The organism is Microbacterium sp. NPDC089321 (assembly GCF_040684935.1).
In the GTDB taxonomy this organism is placed as follows: Bacteria; Actinomycetota; Actinomycetes; order Actinomycetales; family Microbacteriaceae; genus Microbacterium.
Genome location: NZ_JBFBGX010000002.1, coordinates 894,737 through 912,780, shown reverse-complemented (window position 1 = coordinate 912,780; position 18,044 = coordinate 894,737). Strand labels below are relative to the sequence as shown.

The 18,044-nt window shown below is 68.7% G+C and carries 19 protein-coding genes; 13 read left to right on the top strand and 6 right to left on the bottom strand.

Going from position 1 to position 18,044, the window contains the following annotated elements; all coding sequences use genetic code 11:
• Positions 1–11 precede the first annotated feature (11 nt).
• A complete protein-coding gene (gene tkt / locus AB0N59_RS12420; RefSeq protein ID WP_363483560.1) occupies positions 12–2,111 on the bottom strand; it encodes a transketolase in 2,100 nt (699 codons plus the stop codon).
• A gap of 276 nt (positions 2,112–2,387) precedes the next feature.
• Here tkt and AB0N59_RS12415 point away from each other — a divergent pair, with 276 nt between their 5' ends.
• Positions 2,388–3,308, top strand: coding sequence for a heme o synthase (locus AB0N59_RS12415; protein WP_363484240.1), 921 nt, complete (start codon positions 2,388–2,390; stop codon positions 3,306–3,308).
• Positions 3,309–3,377: 69 nt separating this feature from the next.
• Here AB0N59_RS12415 and AB0N59_RS12410 read toward each other — a convergent pair whose 3' ends face one another.
• On the bottom strand, positions 3,378–4,520 hold the full coding sequence (locus AB0N59_RS12410; RefSeq protein ID WP_363483557.1) for a COX15/CtaA family protein: 1,143 nt from the start codon (positions 4,518–4,520) through the stop codon (positions 3,378–3,380).
• Positions 4,521–4,760: 240 nt separating this feature from the next.
• Here AB0N59_RS12410 and sufB point away from each other — a divergent pair, with 240 nt between their 5' ends.
• The 11 genes from sufB (at position 4,761) to AB0N59_RS12355 (ending at position 15,117) form a co-directional block, all read left to right on the top strand.
• Positions 4,761–6,179 carry a Fe-S cluster assembly protein SufB gene (gene sufB, locus AB0N59_RS12405; RefSeq protein ID WP_363483554.1) on the top strand — a complete coding sequence of 473 codons (1,419 nt, stop codon included), beginning with the start codon at positions 4,761–4,763 and terminating at the stop codon, positions 6,177–6,179.
• Positions 6,179–7,375, top strand: coding sequence for a Fe-S cluster assembly protein SufD (gene sufD / locus AB0N59_RS12400; RefSeq protein WP_363483551.1), 1,197 nt, complete (start codon positions 6,179–6,181; stop codon positions 7,373–7,375). The genes sufB and sufD overlap by 1 nt, the downstream gene beginning before the upstream one ends.
• Entirely contained in the window at positions 7,372–7,698 is a 327-nt protein-coding gene (locus AB0N59_RS12395) for a non-heme iron oxygenase ferredoxin subunit (RefSeq protein ID WP_363483548.1), read from the top strand. The genes sufD and AB0N59_RS12395 overlap by 4 nt, the downstream gene beginning before the upstream one ends.
• Entirely contained in the window at positions 7,699–8,469 is a 771-nt protein-coding gene (gene sufC / locus AB0N59_RS12390) for a Fe-S cluster assembly ATPase SufC (RefSeq protein ID WP_363483545.1), read from the top strand.
• Between the two features lie 9 nt (positions 8,470–8,478).
• Complete coding sequence (locus AB0N59_RS12385) at positions 8,479–8,808, top strand: metal-sulfur cluster assembly factor (RefSeq protein ID WP_182253337.1); 330 nt, start codon at positions 8,479–8,481, stop codon at positions 8,806–8,808.
• Between the two features lies 1 nt (position 8,809).
• Positions 8,810–9,997 (top strand): aminotransferase class I/II-fold pyridoxal phosphate-dependent enzyme, encoded by a 1,188-nt coding sequence (locus tag AB0N59_RS12380; protein ID WP_363483542.1) that lies wholly within the window; start codon positions 8,810–8,812, stop codon positions 9,995–9,997.
• On the top strand, positions 9,994–11,400 hold the full coding sequence (locus tag AB0N59_RS12375; protein WP_363483539.1) for an MFS transporter: 1,407 nt from the start codon (positions 9,994–9,996) through the stop codon (positions 11,398–11,400). Before AB0N59_RS12380 ends, AB0N59_RS12375 begins: the two co-directional genes overlap by 4 nt.
• A gap of 147 nt (positions 11,401–11,547) precedes the next feature.
• Positions 11,548–12,129, top strand: a complete 582-nt coding sequence (locus tag AB0N59_RS12370) for a biotin transporter BioY (RefSeq protein ID WP_363483536.1) — start codon at positions 11,548–11,550, stop codon at positions 12,127–12,129.
• Positions 12,126–12,806 (top strand): ABC transporter ATP-binding protein, encoded by a 681-nt coding sequence (locus tag AB0N59_RS12365; protein ID WP_363483533.1) that lies wholly within the window; start codon positions 12,126–12,128, stop codon positions 12,804–12,806. Before AB0N59_RS12370 ends, AB0N59_RS12365 begins: the two co-directional genes overlap by 4 nt.
• Positions 12,803–13,399 carry a CbiQ family ECF transporter T component gene (locus AB0N59_RS12360; RefSeq protein ID WP_363483530.1) on the top strand — a complete coding sequence of 199 codons (597 nt, stop codon included), beginning with the start codon at positions 12,803–12,805 and terminating at the stop codon, positions 13,397–13,399. The genes AB0N59_RS12365 and AB0N59_RS12360 overlap by 4 nt, the downstream gene beginning before the upstream one ends.
• Before the next feature lie 119 nt (positions 13,400–13,518).
• Positions 13,519–15,117 (top strand): ABC-F family ATP-binding cassette domain-containing protein, encoded by a 1,599-nt coding sequence (locus AB0N59_RS12355; protein ID WP_363483528.1) that lies wholly within the window; start codon positions 13,519–13,521, stop codon positions 15,115–15,117.
• A 38-nt stretch (positions 15,118–15,155) separates the two neighbouring features.
• On the opposite strand, the gene AB0N59_RS12350 is transcribed toward AB0N59_RS12355, so the two are convergent.
• Genes AB0N59_RS12350 through AB0N59_RS12340 form a run of 3 tightly spaced genes read right to left on the bottom strand, consistent with a single transcriptional unit; the run spans position 15,156 to position 16,518 of the window.
• A complete protein-coding gene (locus AB0N59_RS12350; RefSeq protein ID WP_363483525.1) occupies positions 15,156–15,965 on the bottom strand; it encodes an SURF1 family protein in 810 nt (269 codons plus the stop codon).
• A complete protein-coding gene (locus tag AB0N59_RS12345; RefSeq protein ID WP_363483522.1) occupies positions 15,962–16,159 on the bottom strand; it encodes a hypothetical protein in 198 nt (65 codons plus the stop codon). Before AB0N59_RS12345 ends, AB0N59_RS12350 begins: the two co-directional genes overlap by 4 nt.
• Positions 16,156–16,518 carry a DUF3099 domain-containing protein gene (locus AB0N59_RS12340; protein ID WP_363483519.1) on the bottom strand — a complete coding sequence of 121 codons (363 nt, stop codon included), beginning with the start codon at positions 16,516–16,518 and terminating at the stop codon, positions 16,156–16,158. Before AB0N59_RS12340 ends, AB0N59_RS12345 begins: the two co-directional genes overlap by 4 nt.
• Before the next feature lie 100 nt (positions 16,519–16,618).
• Between AB0N59_RS12340 and AB0N59_RS12335 the strand changes: the two genes are divergently transcribed.
• The gene (locus AB0N59_RS12335; RefSeq protein WP_363483516.1) at positions 16,619–17,329 is read left to right on the top strand and encodes a beta-ketoacyl-ACP reductase; all 711 of its coding nucleotides are present in this window, start codon (positions 16,619–16,621) and stop codon (positions 17,327–17,329) included.
• A gap of 19 nt (positions 17,330–17,348) precedes the next feature.
• Here the strand turns inward: AB0N59_RS12335 and AB0N59_RS12330 are convergent, their stop codons facing one another.
• A complete protein-coding gene (locus AB0N59_RS12330; protein WP_363483513.1) occupies positions 17,349–18,035 on the bottom strand; it encodes an alpha/beta hydrolase in 687 nt (228 codons plus the stop codon).
• Positions 18,036–18,044 lie beyond the last annotated feature (9 nt).

The following is an 18,044-nucleotide window of genomic DNA, read 5'->3' as shown; positions in this document are numbered from 1 at the left end:
TTCTGCGTCGTTCAGCGCGCTGATGCGGCGATGGTCTCGCGGGCGGCGTCCACGACGGCCTCGGCGGTGACGCCGAACTTCTCGAACAGGGTCTTGTAGTCGGCCGACGCGCCGAAGTGGTCGATGCCGACGGAGCGGCCGCGGTCGCCGACGATTCCGCGCCAGCTGACGACGGATCCGGCCTCGACCGACACGCGAGCGGTGACGGATGCCGGCAGCACCGACTCCCGGTACGCCTCGTCCTGCTCGGCGAACCATTCCAGCGACGGTGCGGACACCACGCGGGCGTTCACCCCTTCGGCTGCCAGCGTCTCGCGGGCGTCGACAGCGAGCTGCACCTCGGAGCCGGTGGCGATGAGGATCACGTCGGGCGTCCCGCCCGGCGCCTCGGCGAGCACGTACGCGCCCTTGGCGGTGTGGGCGGCGGAGGCGAAGGTGTCGCCGGATGCCTCTCCGTCGCCGCGCTCGAACACCGCGATGTTCTGACGTGTCAGCGCGATGCCGGCGGGGCCGCCGTGGCGGCGCAGCAGCTCGAGCCACGCGGCAGCGGTCTCGTTGGCATCGGCGGGGCGCACGACGGTGAAGTTGGGGATGAGGCGCAGCGACGCGAGCTGCTCGATCGGCTGGTGGGTCGGGCCGTCCTCGCCGAGAGCCACGGAGTCGTGGGTCCAGACGAAGATGCTCGGCACGTTCATGAGCGCTGCCAGACGCACCGCGGGGCGCATGTAGTCGCTGAAGATGAGGAACGTTCCGCCGAAGGCCCGGGTCGGACCGTGCAGGACGATGCCGTTCACGATCGCGCCCATCGCGTGCTCGCGGATGCCGAAATGCAGCACGCGACCGTAGGGGGTGCCCTTCCACTCGTGCGTCGACCACTCGACCGGGAGGAACGACGGCGCGTCCTTGATGGTGGTGAGGTTCGACTCTGCGAGGTCGGCGGAGCCGCCCCAGAGCTCGGGAAGCTCGGCAGCGAGGGCGTTGATGACCTGGCCGGAGGCCGCACGGGTCGAGACGTCCTTGCCCGCTTCGAAGACCGGCAGTGCGTCGGCGATGCCCTCGGGCAGCTCGTGCGCCTCGAGGCGGTCGAGCAGCGACTTGCGCTCGGGGTTCGCGTCGGCCCACGCGTCGAACGACTTCTGCCACTCGGCACGCGCCTCCGCGGCGCGCTCACCGAGCTTGCGGGTGTGCTCGATGATGTCGTCGGCGACGACGAAGTGCTGCTCGGGGTCGAACCCCAGCACCTTCTTGGTGGCGGCGAGCTCGTCGGCGCCGAGCGCGGAGCCGTGGATCTTGCCCGTGTTCTGCTTGCCGGGCGACGGCCAGCCGATGATGGTCCTCAGGATGATCAGCGACGGCTTCGCCTGCTCGCCCTGCGCGGCGGCGATCGCGGCGTGCAGCTCCGCCACGTCTTCGACGTACTCGCCGGTCTTCTTCCAGTCGACGGTCTGGACGTGCCAGCCGTACGCCTCGTAGCGCGCGGCGACATCCTCGGTGAACGCGACGTCGGTGTCGTCCTCGATGGAGATCTGGTTGGAGTCGTAGATGGCGATGAGGTTGCCGAGCTGCTGGTGCCCGGCGAGCGACGACGCTTCGCTGGTGACGCCCTCCTGGAGGTCGCCGTCTCCTGCGATCACGTAGACGAAGTGGTCGAACGGGCTGGTGCCGGGGGCGGCATCCGGGTCGAACAGACCGCGCTCGTATCGGGCGGCGTAGGCGAAGCCGACGGCCGAGGCGAGACCCTGGCCGAGCGGGCCGGTGGTGATCTCGACGCCCTTGGTGTGTCCGTACTCGGGGTGCCCAGGGGTCTTCGAACCCCAGGTGCGCAGCGACTGCAGGTCTTCGAGCTCGAGCCCGAAGCCGCCGAGGTAGAGCTGCACGTACTGGGTGAGCGACGAGTGGCCGACCGAGAGGATGAAACGGTCGCGGCCGAGCCAGTCGGTGTCGGCGGGATCGTGACGCATGACGCGCTGGTAGAGCAGGTACGCGGCAGGGGCGAGACTCATCGCCGTTCCGGGGTGACCGTTGCCGACCTTCTCGACGGCATCCGCCGCGAGCACTCGGGCGGTGTCCACCGCACGTCGGTCGATCTCATCCCAGTGAAGTTCTGCCACGGCCATACTCCTTCAGACGCTTGCGGAGGCTCCCGTATTCCTGCGCCTTCCGCGTCTTCACGGAGTGGAACTGCACAGCTGCGGGTGCGCGAGTGGGTTTCAGCATAGCGGGGTGCCCTCCGTCGCTCGGCGTGTGTTGCGCGTGGTGGCAGTGGGCAGGAAATCGCTTTCCCGCCCGTGGGACAGCGGCCCGCCCGCGAAGTCGCGTGCCACCCGGCGCGACACGCCCAGTGGCATAGACTGGGAGGACGTCCGCCATGCACGCATAAGGAGGGGATCGCGATCTCGACGACATCGCAGACCGCCGCGACTCATCACTCGCTCGGTCAGAGGATCCGCGGCTACATCGCCCTCACCAAGCCGCGTGTGCTGGAGCTGCTGCTCGTCTCCACCGTGCCGGTGATGTTCCTCGCCGAAGGTGGGATGCCTGACATCTGGCTCGTCATCGCGACGGTGATCGGCGGTGCGATGAGCGCCTCATCCGCGGCGTCGTTCAACATGTACCTCGACCGGGACATCGACGTGCACATGAAGCGCACCGAGAACCGCCCCCTCGTCACGGGCGAGGTCTCGCCGCGGGGCGCCCTGGTCTTCTCGTGGGTGCTCGCCGTGGCATCCACCGTCTGGCTTCTGCTCACCACCAACTGGCTCGCTGCGACGCTCTCCGTCGTCGCCATCTTCTTCTACGTCGTGATCTACACGATGATCCTCAAGCGACGTACAGAGCAGAACATCGTGTGGGGCGGCATCGCCGGATGCTTCCCCGTGCTCATCGGCTGGACCGCAGTCACCGGATCGCTCGACTGGCCGCCCTTCGTGCTGTTCGTGCTCGTGTTCCTGTGGACGCCCCCGCACTACTGGCCGCTGTCGATGAAGTACAAGGACGACTACGACGACGTCGACGTGCCGATGCTCGGGGTGACGCGCTCCGCCTCGCAGGTCGGTCTGCAGGTCATCCTCTACGCGTGGGCGACCGTCGCCTGCTCGCTGCTGCTCGTTCCGGTCGCTCAGATGGGTCTCGTGTACACCGTCTCGGCACTCGTCTTCGGCGGCTGGTTCATCTACGAATCGCACCGCCTGTACAACCGCGCCGTGCACGGCGGCGAGGCCCGCCCGATGCGCGTGTTCCACGCATCGATCACCTATCTGACGCTGATCTTCCTCGCCGTCGCGGTCGACCCGCTCCTGCCCTTCTGATCATCGGACTTCATGACAGTGGCCCCGCCGATCCGGCGGGGCCACTGTCATGTGAGGTGAGGCAGGACCCTAGGCGACCGGCTTCTTCAGCTTCGTGACGACGACCACGTAGGTCGCGGCGGAGAGGGCTGCGAGCACCATGTGCACGCCGACGAGCAGGGGCGGCAGCCCGGTGCGGGCCTGCAGCACGCCGACGCCCACCTGGACGGCGATGGCCGCGGTCAGCACGAGCAGCCACGTGCGCGGCTGCAGACGCATCGCCCAGGCGGCCACGAGCAGAGTCAGGACCAGGGCGGCGAGGATGTATCCGGGCCAGGAGTGCACGTGAGCGAGCACGGTGGCGTCGAAGCCCTGACGCGTGATCGCCTCGTCACCCGAGTGCGGGCCGGATCCGGTCGTCAGCACACCGAAGACGATGGTGGCTGCGAGAGCCAGGCCCGTGACATGCGTGAGCACGGAGAACCATCTCGGCACCGCCGGCGCATGCGGCGCCTGAGGTGTGCCGAGGCGCACGAGGAACAGGGCGGTGACGCACACCAGGGTCAGCGAGACCGCGTAGTGGAAGCCGACGACGAAGGCGTTGAGGTTGCTGATCACCGCGAAGCCACCCACCACGGCCTGAGCCATCACACCGACCAGCACGACCCAGGCGAGCACAGCGAGATCCTTGCGGGGCGTCGGCTGACGCAGCGAATCGGTGGCGCCGGCGAGCACGGCGAGCAGCAGGGCCGCCGACATGAAGGCGGCGGCGATCACCGCGGTCGTCCGGTCGTCGGCGCCCGGTATGCCGATGACGGCTGTGACCGTGTAGACCAGCACGCCGAGCACGATGCCGCCGAGGGCGAACCAGAGAGCCCGCACCACCAGGCGTCGGCCGCTGATGACATGCAGCGTGATCATGAGCACCGCGAGCGCCAGCAGCCCGACGACCGCGGTCATGACCCGGTTCCCGAACTCGATCGCGCCGTGCAGGCCCTGCACCTCGAGGATCGGCACGAGCGACTCGGGCGTGCAGAGCGGCCACTCGGAGCATCCGAGGCCGGACCCGGTCAGGCGCACGGCGCCGCCGGTGCCGATGATGATGACCTCGGCGAGGAACGACAGCCAGGCGAAGACCCTCAGTCGCCGGTCGATCGTCGTCGGGAGCCACCCGAAGCGGTCGCTGCGGGTGGGGCGACCCGGGATCATATCCGGGGCGGCGGTGTGGTTCATGGTGCCTCCGGTTCGCGGAATCGACAGGCGGGCGCGGCCCGCGCGCGAGGCGGAACCTGTAGAATCGGGATTGTGGTGAGGGGCCGCGCTCGGCGCGAAATCCCTCACCGACAGTTTAGGCGCGAGTCCTGCGCCGAAGATGAGGGCCCATCAGCGGCATCCATTCCCTGAAGACTCGACGGGGAACCGGTGTGCCGGGGCGGATGACACCGTCTGGGCCCGTGTTGAGGAGAGTGTGTCATGTCGGATGTGCTGATCGACCGCCCGGAACTCGAAGGGCTGGGGGTGTACGAGTTCGGCTGGCACGACGCGGATGCCGCCGGAGCCAGCGCGCGTCGCGGTCTCTCCGAAGATGTCGTGCGCGACATCTCGGCTCTCAAGAGCGAGCCGGAGTGGATGCTGAAGACCCGCCTCAAGGGGCTGTCGCTCTTCGACCGCAAGCCGATGCCCACCTGGGGCGCCGACCTCAGCGAGATCGACTTCGACAACATCAAGTACTTCGTGCGCTCCACCGAGAAGCAGGCGCAGAGCTGGGAAGACCTGCCCGACGACATCAAGAACACCTACGAGCGACTCGGCATCCCCGAGGCCGAGCGTCAGCGTCTCGTGGCCGGCGTCGCGGCCCAGTACGAGTCCGAGGTCGTCTACCACCAGATCCGCGAGGATCTGGAGGAGCAGGGCGTCATCTTCATGGACACCGACACCGCGCTGCGCGAGCACCCCGAGTTCTTCGAGGAGTACTTCGGCACCGTCATCCCGTCGGGCGACAACAAGTTCGCAGCGCTGAACACCGCGGTGTGGTCGGGCGGGTCGTTCGTGTACGTGCCCAAGGGCGTTCACGTCGAGATCCCGCTGCAGGCGTACTTCCGCATCAACACCGAGAACATGGGTCAGTTCGAGCGGACGCTGATCATCGCCGACGAAGACAGCTACGTGCACTACATCGAGGGCTGCACCGCGCCGATCTACAAGTCGGACTCGCTGCACTCGGCCGTCGTGGAGATCATCGTGAAGAAGAACGCCCGCGTTCGCTACACCACGATCCAGAACTGGTCGAGCAACGTCTACAACCTCGTCACCAAGCGGGCTGTCGCCCACGAGGGCGCCACCATGGAGTGGGTCGACGGCAACATCGGCTCCAAGGTGACCATGAAGTACCCGTCGATCTACCTGATGGGCGAGCGCGCCAAGGGCGAGACCCTCTCGGTCGCCTTCGCCGGCCCCGGCCAGCACCAGGACGCGGGCGCGAAGATGGTGCACATGGCGCCGTACACGCAGTCGTCGATCGTCTCGAAGTCGATCGCCCGCGGCGGCGGTCGCGCGGGCTACCGCGGCGAGGTCCGCGTCGACGCGGCGGCGCACCACTCCGCCAACTCCGTGGTCTGCGACGCTCTGCTGGTCGACACGCAGTCGCGCTCGGACACGTACCCGGCCATCGACATCCGCGTCGACGACGTGCAGCTCGGTCACGAGGCCACGGTCTCGAAGGTCAGCGAGGAGCAGCTCTTCTACCTGCAGTCCCGCGGCATCGAGGAGACCGAGGCCATGGCGATGATCGTGCGCGGGTTCATCGAGCCCATCGCCCGCGAGCTGCCCATGGAGTACGCGATGGAACTGAACAAGCTCATCGAGATGGGCATGGAAGGATCGGTCGGCTGATGACGGCCCCCACACAGGCGCCCGAGCTGGCGCCGCAGACGAACGCGCACATCGACCCTGCCGCGCAGGTCGCGGACGCCGGCTTCGTGCCGGTGCAGACCCGCTCCGAGCGCCCCCGGTCGTTCGACCCCCAGGACTTCGGCGCCCCCACGGGCCGCGAGGTCAACTGGAAGCACACGCCCATCGCTCAGCTGAAGCCGCTCCTCGAGACGGCCGGCGCGAGCGAGGGCGTCACCTACGCCTTCAGCGACGAGCGGTACCTCAGCACGCCGCTCGCGCACGGCACGGCTCCTCGCGGCGAGTTCTTCGTCCCCGAGGACGTCGTCTCGGCCGTCGCATGGCAGGGTGCCGCCGAGGCGCTGCACTTGAGCATCCCCGCCGATGAAGAGGTCGCAGAGCCGATCGTCGTCACGATCGACGGCACCGGCGGTCGAGCCGATGCGCATCTCGTGATCGAGGCGGGACGCCACAGCGTCGCGACCGTCGTGCTGCAGCACAGCGGCACGGCCGAGTACGCGCAGAACGTCGAGATCATCGTCCGCGACGGCGCGAAGCTGAAGCTCGTGACGGTGCAGCGCTGGGAGGACGACGCGGTGCACGCCGCCGCCCACCAGGCTCGCGTCGACCGCGATGCCGAGCTCACCCACATCGTCGTCAGCCTCGGCGGCGGCGTCGTCCGGGTGAACCCCAACGTCGAGCTCGCCGGCGCCGGTTCGCACGGCTACCTGTACGGTCTGTCGTTCGCGGACTCGGGTCAGCACCTCGAGAGCCAGGTCTACCTGCACCACAAGGGCTCGCACACGACCGGCGATGTGCTCTACAAGGGCGCGCTGCACGGCGAGAGCGCGCACAGCGTGTGGATCGGCGACGTGCTGATCGGACCGGATGCGACCGGCACCGACTCGTACGAGGCGAACCGCAACCTCGTGCTCACCGAGGGCGCCCGCGCCGACTCGATCCCGAACCTCGAGATCCAGACCGGCGACATCGCCGGTGCCGGTCACGCGAGCGCCACGGGACGCTTCGACGACGAGCAGCTGTTCTACCTGCAGGCACGCGGCATCTCCGAGGAGGAGGCGCGTCGCCTCGTCGTGTTCGGCTTCCTCACCGAGGTCGTGCAGCGCATCGGCATCCCGTCGCTGCAGGACGAGCTGATCGCCGCCCTCGAGGCCGAGCTCGAGGCGGTGACCAAGTGAGCGCACAGCGCGCCTGCAGCGTCAGCGAGCTCGAGCAGGACACGCCGCTGCGCGTCGAGCTCGACGGCGTCGCGATCTCGATCGTGAAGGACGGCGACGACCAGATCCACGCGATCGGCGACCGCTGCACCCACGGCGACATCTCGCTCTCCGAGGGCTTCGTGGAAGGCAAGACGCTGGAGTGCTGGGCCCACGGCTCGGCGTTCTCGCTCGAGACCGGTCACCCCCTCAACCTCCCCGCTTACGAGCCCGTCCCGGTGTTCGTCGTCGAGATCGACGGCGATGACGTGCTCATCGACCCCACTGTCACTAAGGAAGTCTGAATGTCTGTGCTCGAGATCCGCGACCTGCACGTAACGGTCGAGACCGACCAGGGCGAGACCCCGATCCTCAACGGGATCGACCTCACCATCAAGACCGGTGAGACGCACGCCATCATGGGCCCGAACGGCTCGGGCAAGTCGACGCTCGCCTACACGATCGCCGGTCACCCCAAGTACACCGTCACCCAGGGCACCATCACCTTCGACGGTGAGGACGTGCTCGAGATGAGCGTCGACGAGCGCGCCCGCGCCGGCCTGTTCCTCGCCATGCAGTACCCGGTCGAGATCCCCGGTGTCACCGTGACCAACTTCCTCCGCACCGCGAAGACCGCGATCGACGGCGAGGCGCCCTCGATCCGCCAGTGGACGAAGGACGTCAAGGAGGCCATGTCGAACCTGCGCATGGACCCGAAGTTCGCGCAGCGCAACGTCAACGAGGGCTTCTCGGGCGGCGAGAAGAAGCGTCACGAGATCATGCAGCTCGAGGTGCTCAAGCCCAAGCTCGCCGTGCTCGACGAGACCGACTCCGGCCTCGACGTCGACGCGCTGAAGATCGTCTCGGAGGGCGTGAACCGCGCCAAGGAGGCGACCGACCTCGGTGTGCTGCTCATCACGCACTACACCCGCATCCTGCGCTACATCCGTCCCGACTTCGTGCACGTGGTCGTCAAGGGCAAGATCGTCGAAGAGGGCGGGCCCGAGCTGGCCGACCGCCTCGAGGAGGAGGGCTACGACCGCTTCCTCGACCCTTCAGAGCCCATCGAAGCGTAGGCTGAGAGCATGACCGCGACGCTCACTCCTGAGAAGCACGACGAGGTCACCGAGGCTCTGAAGGACGTCATGGATCCCGAGCTCGGGATCAATGTCGTCGACCTCGGCTTGATCTACGACCTCTCGTGGGACGACGAGAACGACGCGCTTGTCATCCACATGACGCTGACCAGCGCCGGATGCCCGCTCACCGACGTGCTCGAGGAGCAGACCGCGCAGGCGCTGGACTCGGTCGTCGACCAGTTCCGCATCAACTGGGTGTGGATGCCGCCGTGGGGTCCTGAGCGCATCACCGACGACGGGCGCGACATGATGCGCGCGCTCGGATTCGCGATCTGACATGACGGCCCACGTCGTGGCTCTTCCCCTGGCGGAACTGCGGCAGCGCACGAGTGAGAAGTGGCGGGAGTACCCGGAAGGGGTGCTCCCGCTCTTCGTCGCCGAGACGGACTTCCCGCTCGCGCCGGCCGTCAGCGACGCGCTCGAGCGTGCCGTGCGCACGGGCGACACGGGATATGTCGCCTCCCGCACCCCGCTCGCCGGCGCCTACGCGGCGTTCGCGGAGCGTCGGTTCGGCTGGTCGCCGGACGCCGCCGGTATGCGCAGCACAGCCGATGTGAGCATGGGCATCGTCGAGATCCTCCGCCGGGTCATCGCACCGGGGGAACGGGTCGTCGTCAATCCGCCCGTCTATCCGCCGTTCTTCGACCTGGTCGCGGAGGCCGGTGGAGTGGTCGAGCGCGTGCCGCTGCGCGACACAGGCGATGCATGGGAGCTCGATCTCGACGGCATCGCCGCGGCTCTGGCATCCGGTGCGCGTGCCGTTCTGCTCTGCAACCCGCACAATCCGACGGGAACCGTGCATTCGGCCGAGTCGCTGCGTGCTCTGGCAGAGCTCGCCGCCGCCCACGGTGCGGCGGTGATCTCGGACGAGATCCACGCGCCTCTCAGCCAGCCGGGATCCGGCTTCACCCCGTTCCTCGCGACCGGCGACGCCGCCGTGCGGATCGGCTACGCCGTCGTGAGCGCCAGCAAGGCATTCAACCTCGCCGGACTCAAGTGCGCCCTGATGGTGGCCGCGAGCGCTGACACGCAGCGGATCCTGCGCGACCTGCCCGTCGAGGTCGAGTGGCGCACGGGCCAGTTCGGTCTGCTCGCAGCAGTGGCCGCGTTCGCTCCCGAGAGCGACGACTGGCTCGACGGTCTTCTCCGCACGCTCGACGAGAATCGCCGTCTGCTCGCGACGCTTCTGGCTGAGCGCCTGCCCGAGGCGCGCTACCGGATGCCCGACGCCGGGTACCTCGCCTGGATCGACCTCACCGACCTCGGCTGGGGCGACAACCCCGCGAGACGCATTCTGCGGGAGGCGGAGGTCGCGCTGCACTACGGGCCGGCCTTCGGCGCCGAGGGCGCGGGACATGTCCGCCTCAACTTCGGCACGAGCCCTGAGATCATCACAGAGGCCATCACCCGGATCGCCGCGCTGCGCACCGCCGACTCGGCTCCCGCCGCCGGGGCAGAGGAGTGACCACGACCTCACCGGTCGCGACGATCTGGGATCGCACCCGTCTCGGCATCACGATCGGCTCGGTCGTCCTGATCTTCCTCGCTGCGATCGAGGCTCTCGCGGTGACCACGGTGATGCCGGTGGTGAGCGCGGATCTGCGAGGCGAGGCGCTGTACGCTGTGGCGTTCTCGGGCACGCTCGCGACGAGTGTCATCGGCATGGTCGCGGCAGGCACGTGGAGCGATCGCTCGGGACCCCGCGCTCCGCTGTACACAGCGGTCGCGCTGTTCCTCGTCGGGCTCGTCGTGTCCGGCCTCGCCCTCGACATGTACACCTTCCTCGCCGGCCGGCTGATCCAGGGACTCGGCGCAGGCGGGCAGACGGTCGCGCTGTACGTGGTCGTCGCCCGCGTCTACCCGCCCCAGCTGCATGGGCGAATCTTCGCCGCGTACGCCGCCGCCTGGGTGGTGCCCTCGATGATCGGGCCGTTCCTCGCCGGGCTCGTCACGGAGCTGCTGCACTGGCGCTGGACCTTCCTGGGCGTGGCAGTGCTGACGGCCGGGGCGTTCGTGCTCGTCGTGCAGCGACTGAGCGGCGTTCGTCTCGAATCGGATGCAGGTGAAGAGAACCCGGATGCCGCCACCGCGGCTGCTGAAGCAGCGGAGCCGTCTGAGCAGGGGGCGTTCGCGAAGCGCATGCTGCTCGCCGTCGTCGTCGCGATCTGCGCCGTGGGGGTGGGGTTCACCGTCGAGCTCCCGCCGGCAGCCGGCGGACCGCTCGCGGCGATCGGGATCGCGATCATCGGGTTCGCTCTGCTTCCGCTGCTGCCGCGCCGCACTCTGAGGGCCGCCCCGGGGCTGCCCAGCGTGGTCCTCACCCGCGGCCTCATCGCCGGCGCGTTCTTCGCCGCCGAGGCCTACATCCCCAAGCTGCTGATGGACGACTTCGACTTCTCGCCCTCGATCGCGGGCCTCGCGCTCACCCTCGCAGCGCTCGGCTGGTCGAGCGCATCAGCGGTGCAGGGACGCTACGGCGACAGGCTGGGCAGCCGGCGGATCATGCTGATCACCTTCGTGCTGCTCCTCGCCGCCCTGCTCGGCATCATCGCCGTGGTGCTGGTCTGGCCGCTGCCCTGGATCGTCGTGGTCGGCTGGGGCCTCGCCGGCGCCGGGATGGGATTGCTCTACCCTCGGCTGACGGTGCTCACCCTGGCGTACTCCACGACCAGGGACGAGGGGTTCAACTCCTCCGCGCTGTCGATCTCGGACGCCACCGGCTCAGCCCTCGCCGTGGCCGTCGCCGGTCTCGGGTTCGTCGCCCTCCCGCTGCTCGGCAGCGGCTACCTGACCGTGTACGTCTTCGCCGCCGTGCTGACGGTCGTGGCGGTGCTGCCTGGTCTGAGGATGGGCGACGCAGAGCGCTGACCCGTATGGGAGTGCGCGTCGCCCGGCGACAAGGTTTTCGCGACGACCCTGTATCCGTCGCGTGCTGGTGCCTGCATGCACGTCAATACAGTGAACAGTGTCCCGAGGACGCCCCGGCGTCCGCAGGCCACGACTCACGGAGGACTCATGACCGAACCACGCCCGCTCGGCGCCGATATCGCGCGCATCGCCGTCTTCGCCGCGCTCATCATCGTTCTCGGCACCGTCATCGTGCCCCTTCCCGGAGGCGTGCCGATCACCGGCCAGACGCTCGGGGTCATGCTCGCCGGCCTCGTGCTGGGTGCGCGGCGCGGCCCCCTTGCGATCCTCGTCGTGCTCGCCCTCGCGGCGATCGGACTCCCGGTGCTGGCAGGCGGGCGCGGCGGCCTCGGGGTCTTCGCCGGACCGACGGCGGGCTACATGCTCGGCTGGGTCTTCGGCACGATCGTGATCGGCCTGATCGCATATTCGGGACGCCCCGTGTGGTGGCGCACCGCCCTCGCGACGGCAGTCGGCGGCATCGCCGTGGTGTACCTGTTCGGCATCCCGGTGCAGGCGGCCGTCACGGGGGTTCCGCTCGACCTCACCGCACTGTCCGCTCTCGTCTTCCTGCCCGGAGACCTCCTCAAGGCCGGAGCCGCCACGGTGCTGGTGCTGGCCCTGCGTCGGGCCTACCCGCGGGCGTTCCCCGCGCGTGGCGCTGCGGCGCCGGCATCCGCCGTGTCGTGATCGACCCAGGCATCCGGTTCGACGGTGTCGAGTGTACGGTGCACGGGGAGCGCATCCTCCATGACCTCGATCTGCGTCTGAGCGCGGCTCGCACCGCCGTCATCGGGGCGAACGGATCGGGCAAGTCGACCTTCGCCCGGATGCTGAACGGGATGCGCCCGCCGACGAGCGGTCGGGCGAGTGCGCTCGGGTATGACATCAGCCAGGATGCCCGCGCGCTGCGCGAGCGAGTCGGGTTCGTCTTCACGAATCCCGATGCGCAGATCCTCATGCCCACCGCGGCGGAGGACGTCGCGCTCTCACTGCGCGGTCTGCCGAGGACGCAGCGAGCGGAGCGGGTTCATGAGACGCTGTCGCGGTTCGGTCTCGACGACAGAGGAGACCAGCCTGCGTCCTCCCTGTCGGGCGGTCAGCGTCAGCTGCTGGCCATCGCGTCGGTGCTCGCCACCGAACCCGATCTGGTGGTCGCCGATGAACCGACCACGCTGCTCGACCTTCGTAACGCCCAGCGGATCGGACGCTTTCTGCTGTCGCTCGATGCGCCGGTGGTGATCGTCACCCATGACCTCGACCTCGCCGCCGCGTGCGACGAGGTGGTGCTGTTCGATGCGGGCACGGTGCGCGGTATCGGGGCTCCCGACGCCATCATCGACGAATACCGCAGGCTGGTCGGATGATCGCGCTGTTCCGGCCGGGGGACACCGTCCTGCACAGACTCCCCGCCGGGGCCAAGCTGAGCGGACTGCTCGTCGTCGCTCTGACGGTCTCCCTGGCGCCCCTCGGGGTGGTCGGGGGTGTCGGCATCGTCGCCGTGGCAACCGCGATGCTGTTCATCGCCGGCCTCGGCGTGCGGGAAGCGGCAGGCGCCTGGTGGAGTCTGCGGTGGCTGATCCTGCTGCTCGGCGGCGCGCTATGGGTGTTCGTCGACCCGTTCACCGCGGTGCAGAACACGTCCCGGGTGGTCGGGCTGATCCTTCTGGCTGGGACTCTGACCCGCACCACGCGCACGGGCGACATGCTCGACGTGATCGAGCGGAGCCTTCGCCCGTTCCGACGAGTGGGAGTGAACCCCGAGACGGTCGCGCTGACCATCTCGCTGACGATCGCGATGGTTCCCGTCCTCGCCGGATTCCTGCGCCAGGTGTGCGAGGCGCAGCACGCTCGCGGTGTGCGGCTCGGACCCCGTGTCGCGCTTCCGCTGCTGGTTCTCGCGATGCGGCATGCCGACGACGTCGGGGATGCCTTGGTCGCTCGCGGTCTCGCCCGCTGACGGGAACACGGTCCCGCGACGGTGCGGTGCGGACGACGGACCGATGCACGACAGTCGCGTACACTGGGAGGCTGGCCATTCGGTCGCTCATCCTCACCTCCCGAAGATCGGACTGCGCTGTGCTCGCCGTGCACGAACTCGAGATCCGCGTCGGAGCCCGCGTGCTCATGTCGGACGTCTCGTTCAGAGTCGCCGACGGCGACAAGATCGGCCTCGTCGGCCGCAACGGCGCCGGCAAGACCACCCTCACCAAGGTGCTCGCCGGCGACGTGCTCGCCTCCGAGGGCAAGGTCACCCGGTCGGGCGAGATCGGGTACCTGCCGCAGGACCCGCGCACGGGCGACCCCGAGATGCTCGCGCGCACGCGCATCCTCGACGCGCGCGGCCTGGGTTCGATCCAGCTGGGGATCAGCAACGCCTCGCACGACATGGCATCCGAAGACCCCAAGATCGCCGAGCGCGCCATGCGCAAGTTCGCCAACCTCACCGAGCGCTTCGAGGCGCTCGGCGGCTATGCGGCCGAAGCGGAAGCGGCATCCATCGCCCACAACCTTTCGCTCCCTGATCGCATCCTCGACCAGCCGCTGAACACCCTCTCGGGTGGACAGCGCCGCCGCATCGAGCTCGCCCGCATCCTGTTCTCGGATGCCGAGACGATGATCCTGGATGAGCCCACGAACCACCTCGACGCCGACAGTGTCGTGTGGCTTCGCGACTTCCTGAAGAACTACAAGGGCGGACTCATCGTGATCAGTCACGACGTCGAGCTCGTCGGCGAGACGGTGAACCGGGTCTTCTACCTCGACGCGAACCGCCAGGTCATCGACATCTACAACATGAACTGGAAGAACTACCTGCGTCAGCGGGTGGCCGATGAGGAGCGTCGCAAGAAGGAACGCGCCAACGCCGAGAAGAAGGCGACGCAGCTGCAGCTGCAGGCCGCCCGCTTCGGGGCGAAGGCGTCGAAGGCGGCTGCGGCGCATCAGATGGTCGCCAGGGCCGAGAAGCTCCTGTCCGGCCTCGATGAGGTGCGTCAGGTCGACAGGGTCGCCAAGCTGCGGTTCCCGAAGCCCGCTCCGTGCGGCAAGACCCCGCTGATGGCGTCAGGACTGTCGAAGTCGTACGGTTCGCTCGAGATCTTCACCGACGTCGATCTCGCGATCGACCGGGGGTCGAAGGTCGTCGTGCTCGGACTCAACGGCGCCGGCAAGACGACGCTGCTCCGACTGCTGGCAGGCGTCGACGAGCCCGACACGGGCCAGCTCGAACCCGGACACGGACTCAAGATCGGCTACTACGCGCAGGAGCACGAGAACCTCGACGTGAAGCGCTCGGTGCTCGAGAACATGATCTCGGCAGCGCCGGATCTGAACGAGACCGAGGCCCGCAAGGTGCTCGGATCGTTCCTCTTCACGGGCGATGACGTGCACAAGCCGGCAGGCGTGCTCTCGGGCGGCGAGAAGACCCGTCTGTCCCTGGCGACGCTCGTCGTCTCGTCGGCGAACATGCTGCTGCTCGACGAGCCGACGAACAACCTCGATCCCGCCTCGCGCGAGGAGATCCTCGGCGCCCTGGCCCACTATGAGGGCGCTGTCGTGCTGGTCTCACACGATCCGGGCGCGGTCGCGTCGCTGAACCCCGAGCGCGTGCTGATCCTGCCTGACGGCGTCGAAGACATCTGGAGCAAGGACTACCAGGATCTCATCGAGCTCGCCTGAGCCCGATCCGTCGGCGGCGTCGCCCCAGCTCTGACGCGTCAGCGCGGGACGGCGTCGAGCAGCGCGTCTTCGTCGTCGGCGTCGCGGTCGCGTCGTCGCGGCTGTCGCTTCGGCAGCTCGCCGGCGTCCTCCTTCGCCTTCACGATCTCGATGCGGATCACGTACGCGATGAAGGCGAAGCCCATGATCGCGAACAGGATCCACTGGATCGCGTAGGACAGATGAGGCCCGGGATCATCGGTGGGGGAGGCGAAGCCGCCGAGTCCTGCACCCGCAGGCGGATCCTCGGAGACGAGCTGACCGTAGGCGCTGGTGACGAGGGACGGGTTCACGCGATCGGCGATCGTCGGCAGGTGGATGGTCGGCACCTGTCCTGCAGGAGCGCTGCGTCCGGACGCAGGAAGCGACTCGCCGGGGCGCAGCCGCACGACCACCGTGCTGTCGCCCTGAGGGGGAGCGGGAACGGACTTAGGGACGGCGTCTTCGCCGGGTGAGATCCACCCGCGGTCGACGAGCAGCACGAGTCCGCTCTCGTCGCGGAACGGCACGAGGACCTCGAACGCGCTGGTGCCGCCGTGCGGGCGGTTGCGCACCAGGAGCTGCTCGTCGGCGAGATACTCGCCCCGCAGCAGCACCGGATGCCATTCATCGGAAGGCTCGAGCACTCCCGCGGTTCCGAGCAGGTCGGACACCGGCTCGGGGTCGGCGTCGTAGTTCCGCTCGACGAGCGCGATCTGCTCCGCTCGCGACTCGTTGCGATCGAACTGCCACTGCGAGAGGAACGCGCACGCGATCGCGAAGCCGGCGGCGACGAGCAGATAGACGCCCCAGCGCATCAGACGGCTCACTCCGGCGTCCCCTCGTGCACCTCGACAGGAAAGTCCCTGGCACGCAGATAGTCGCTGAGGAACCCGACGTGCGCGTCGCAGGCGAGCCAGATCTTGCGCCGATCAGGCGCATGGATGCGCGGGTTGCGCCAGACGATGTGGTGCGTCGCGGGTTCCCGGCACTCTGCCCGCGCGCATTCGAGCGCCGCGGTCATCGCTCGTCTGCTCCGCGGTCGTCGCGTTTCTCGATGATCGTGATCACGTCGGGCTGGCTGGAGGTGGGCTCGGGAGCGGATGCTGGAGGGGCGTCCAGCTGCGCGACCGGCGATTCCACGCTGCTCGGGGTGCTGTCACTGCCGGCGTTGGCGTACACGACCGCGATGTACGGGAGGAAGATGGCGGCAGCGGCGAAAGCCCACGTCCACCACCCGATGGGCTGCACGAGCGCCATGAGCAGGAAGCAGACCGTGCGGATGCCCATCGTCAGGGCGTAACGGCGCACGCGGTGGTCAGCCTCGTCCCGCGGCGACTGCGGCAGGGAGGTGACGGAGGGGGCGTGGTGCTTCTCTTTCACGGTGCTTCCAGCCTACGCCGCGCCCGGCACCCCGGTCGCCGTTCGGAGGTCCGGCGCTCGATAGGATGGCCAGCGATCCGTTCCCAGTCAGGAGTTCCACATGAGCGCTGAGCGCGTCGTCCTCGTCACCGGCGGAAACCGCGGCATCGGCCGCGCGATCGCCGAACGCTTCGTCCGCGAGGGCTACCGCGTCGCGGTCACCGCCCGCAGCGGCGAGGGACCCGCGGGAACGCTCACGGTCCGAGCCGATGTGACCGATGCCGCCGCGATCGATGCGGCGTTCACCGAGGTCGAGCAGCAGCTCGGGCCGGTCGAGATCGTCGTGGCCAACGCCGGGATCACCAAGGACACCCTGCTCATGCGCATGAGCGAGGACGACTTCGACAGCGTCGTCGCGACCAACCTGGGCGGCACGTTCCGTGTCGTCAAGCGCGCGTCGAAGGGCATGCTGCGCGCCCGCTTCGGCCGCGTCATCCTCATCTCGAGCGTGGTCGGGCTGTACGGCTCGGCCGGACAGGTGAACTACTCGGCGTCGAAGAGCGCCCTCATCGGCTTCGCTCGCTCGCTCACCCGGGAGCTCGGCGGCCGCGGGATCACCGCGAACGTCGTCGCGCCGGGCTTCATCGAGACCGACATGACCGCCGAGCTGCCCGAAGAGACGCAGAAGCAGTACAAGGCCAGCATCCCGGCCGGCCGCTTCGCGACCCCGGACGAGGTGGCCGGAGCCGTGGCATGGCTCGCCGGCGACGACGCCGGCTACATCTCGGGCGCCGTGATCCCGGTCGACGGCGGCCTCGGTATGGGCCACTGACCGACTGCCGCGACGGTCGTCAGGACCCGACGGCGTCGAGGATCGCCGTCGCGAGGCGCTGCGGCATCGAGAACTGCGGCCAGTGCCCCGAGCCGAGCCTGACGACGGTCGCATCGGCGATCGACGCGAACTCCACGCCCCACGGGCCCCAGTCCGCAAGCTCCGCCTCGAGCTGCTGCCGGTCGTACGCGCCCATCAGGAGCGTCACCGGAACGGCGAAGCGGCGCTCATCGCCGAGGCTGATCGGATCTGACGGCACACGCGCTGGAATGCTCGCCGTCTGCGCGGCGGCGCGAGTTCTGGTCTCATCGTCGAGGTCATGCACGTCCTCGTCGGGGAAATGATCCCACCCGGGGAAAGGCACCGCGCCGTCGACGGCCTCGAACTCGCCGATGCCGCGGTCAGGGGCCGGGGGAACGGTGTCGACGAAGATCACACGAGCGACCCGGTCGGGTCGCGCGTCGGCTGCGCCCCAGACGACATTGCCGCCGCCGGAGTGGCCGACGAGCACCACAGGTCCCTCGAGCTCGTCGATGAGCGCGACCACGGCATCCACCCAGTCGGCGATGCCGACCTCGGGTGCCGCCTCGCCCCATCCGGGCATCGTCATCGGATGAACTCGATGCCCGGCGGTGCTCAGAGTCGGGGTCACGTCGTCCCACGAGGACGCGTCCAGCCACAGGCCGGGAATGAGGATGATGTCCATGTGACGACG

Bases quoted from the DNA above. Each gene is read 5' to 3' on its own strand.
- AB0N59_RS12410 (WP_363483557.1), bottom strand. From the start codon at position 4,520: ATGAACCACACCGCCGCCCCGGATATGATCCCGGGTCGCCCCACCCGC.
- sufB (WP_363483554.1), top strand. From the start codon at position 4,761: ATGTCGGATGTGCTGATCGACCGCCCGGAACTCGAAGGGCTGGGGGTG.
- sufD (WP_363483551.1), top strand. From the start codon at position 6,179: ATGACGGCCCCCACACAGGCGCCCGAGCTGGCGCCGCAGACGAACGCG.
- sufC (WP_363483545.1), top strand. From the start codon at position 7,699: ATGTCTGTGCTCGAGATCCGCGACCTGCACGTAACGGTCGAGACCGAC.
- AB0N59_RS12385 (WP_182253337.1), top strand. From the start codon at position 8,479: ATGACCGCGACGCTCACTCCTGAGAAGCACGACGAGGTCACCGAGGCT.
- AB0N59_RS12380 (WP_363483542.1), top strand. From the start codon at position 8,810: ATGACGGCCCACGTCGTGGCTCTTCCCCTGGCGGAACTGCGGCAGCGC.
- AB0N59_RS12370 (WP_363483536.1), top strand. From the start codon at position 11,548: ATGACCGAACCACGCCCGCTCGGCGCCGATATCGCGCGCATCGCCGTC.
- AB0N59_RS12360 (WP_363483530.1), top strand. From the start codon at position 12,803: ATGATCGCGCTGTTCCGGCCGGGGGACACCGTCCTGCACAGACTCCCC.
- AB0N59_RS12345 (WP_363483522.1), bottom strand. From the start codon at position 16,159: ATGACCGCGGCGCTCGAATGCGCGCGGGCAGAGTGCCGGGAACCCGCG.
- AB0N59_RS12335 (WP_363483516.1), top strand. From the start codon at position 16,619: ATGAGCGCTGAGCGCGTCGTCCTCGTCACCGGCGGAAACCGCGGCATC.
- AB0N59_RS12330 (WP_363483513.1), bottom strand. From the start codon at position 18,035: ATGGACATCATCCTCATTCCCGGCCTGTGGCTGGACGCGTCCTCGTGG.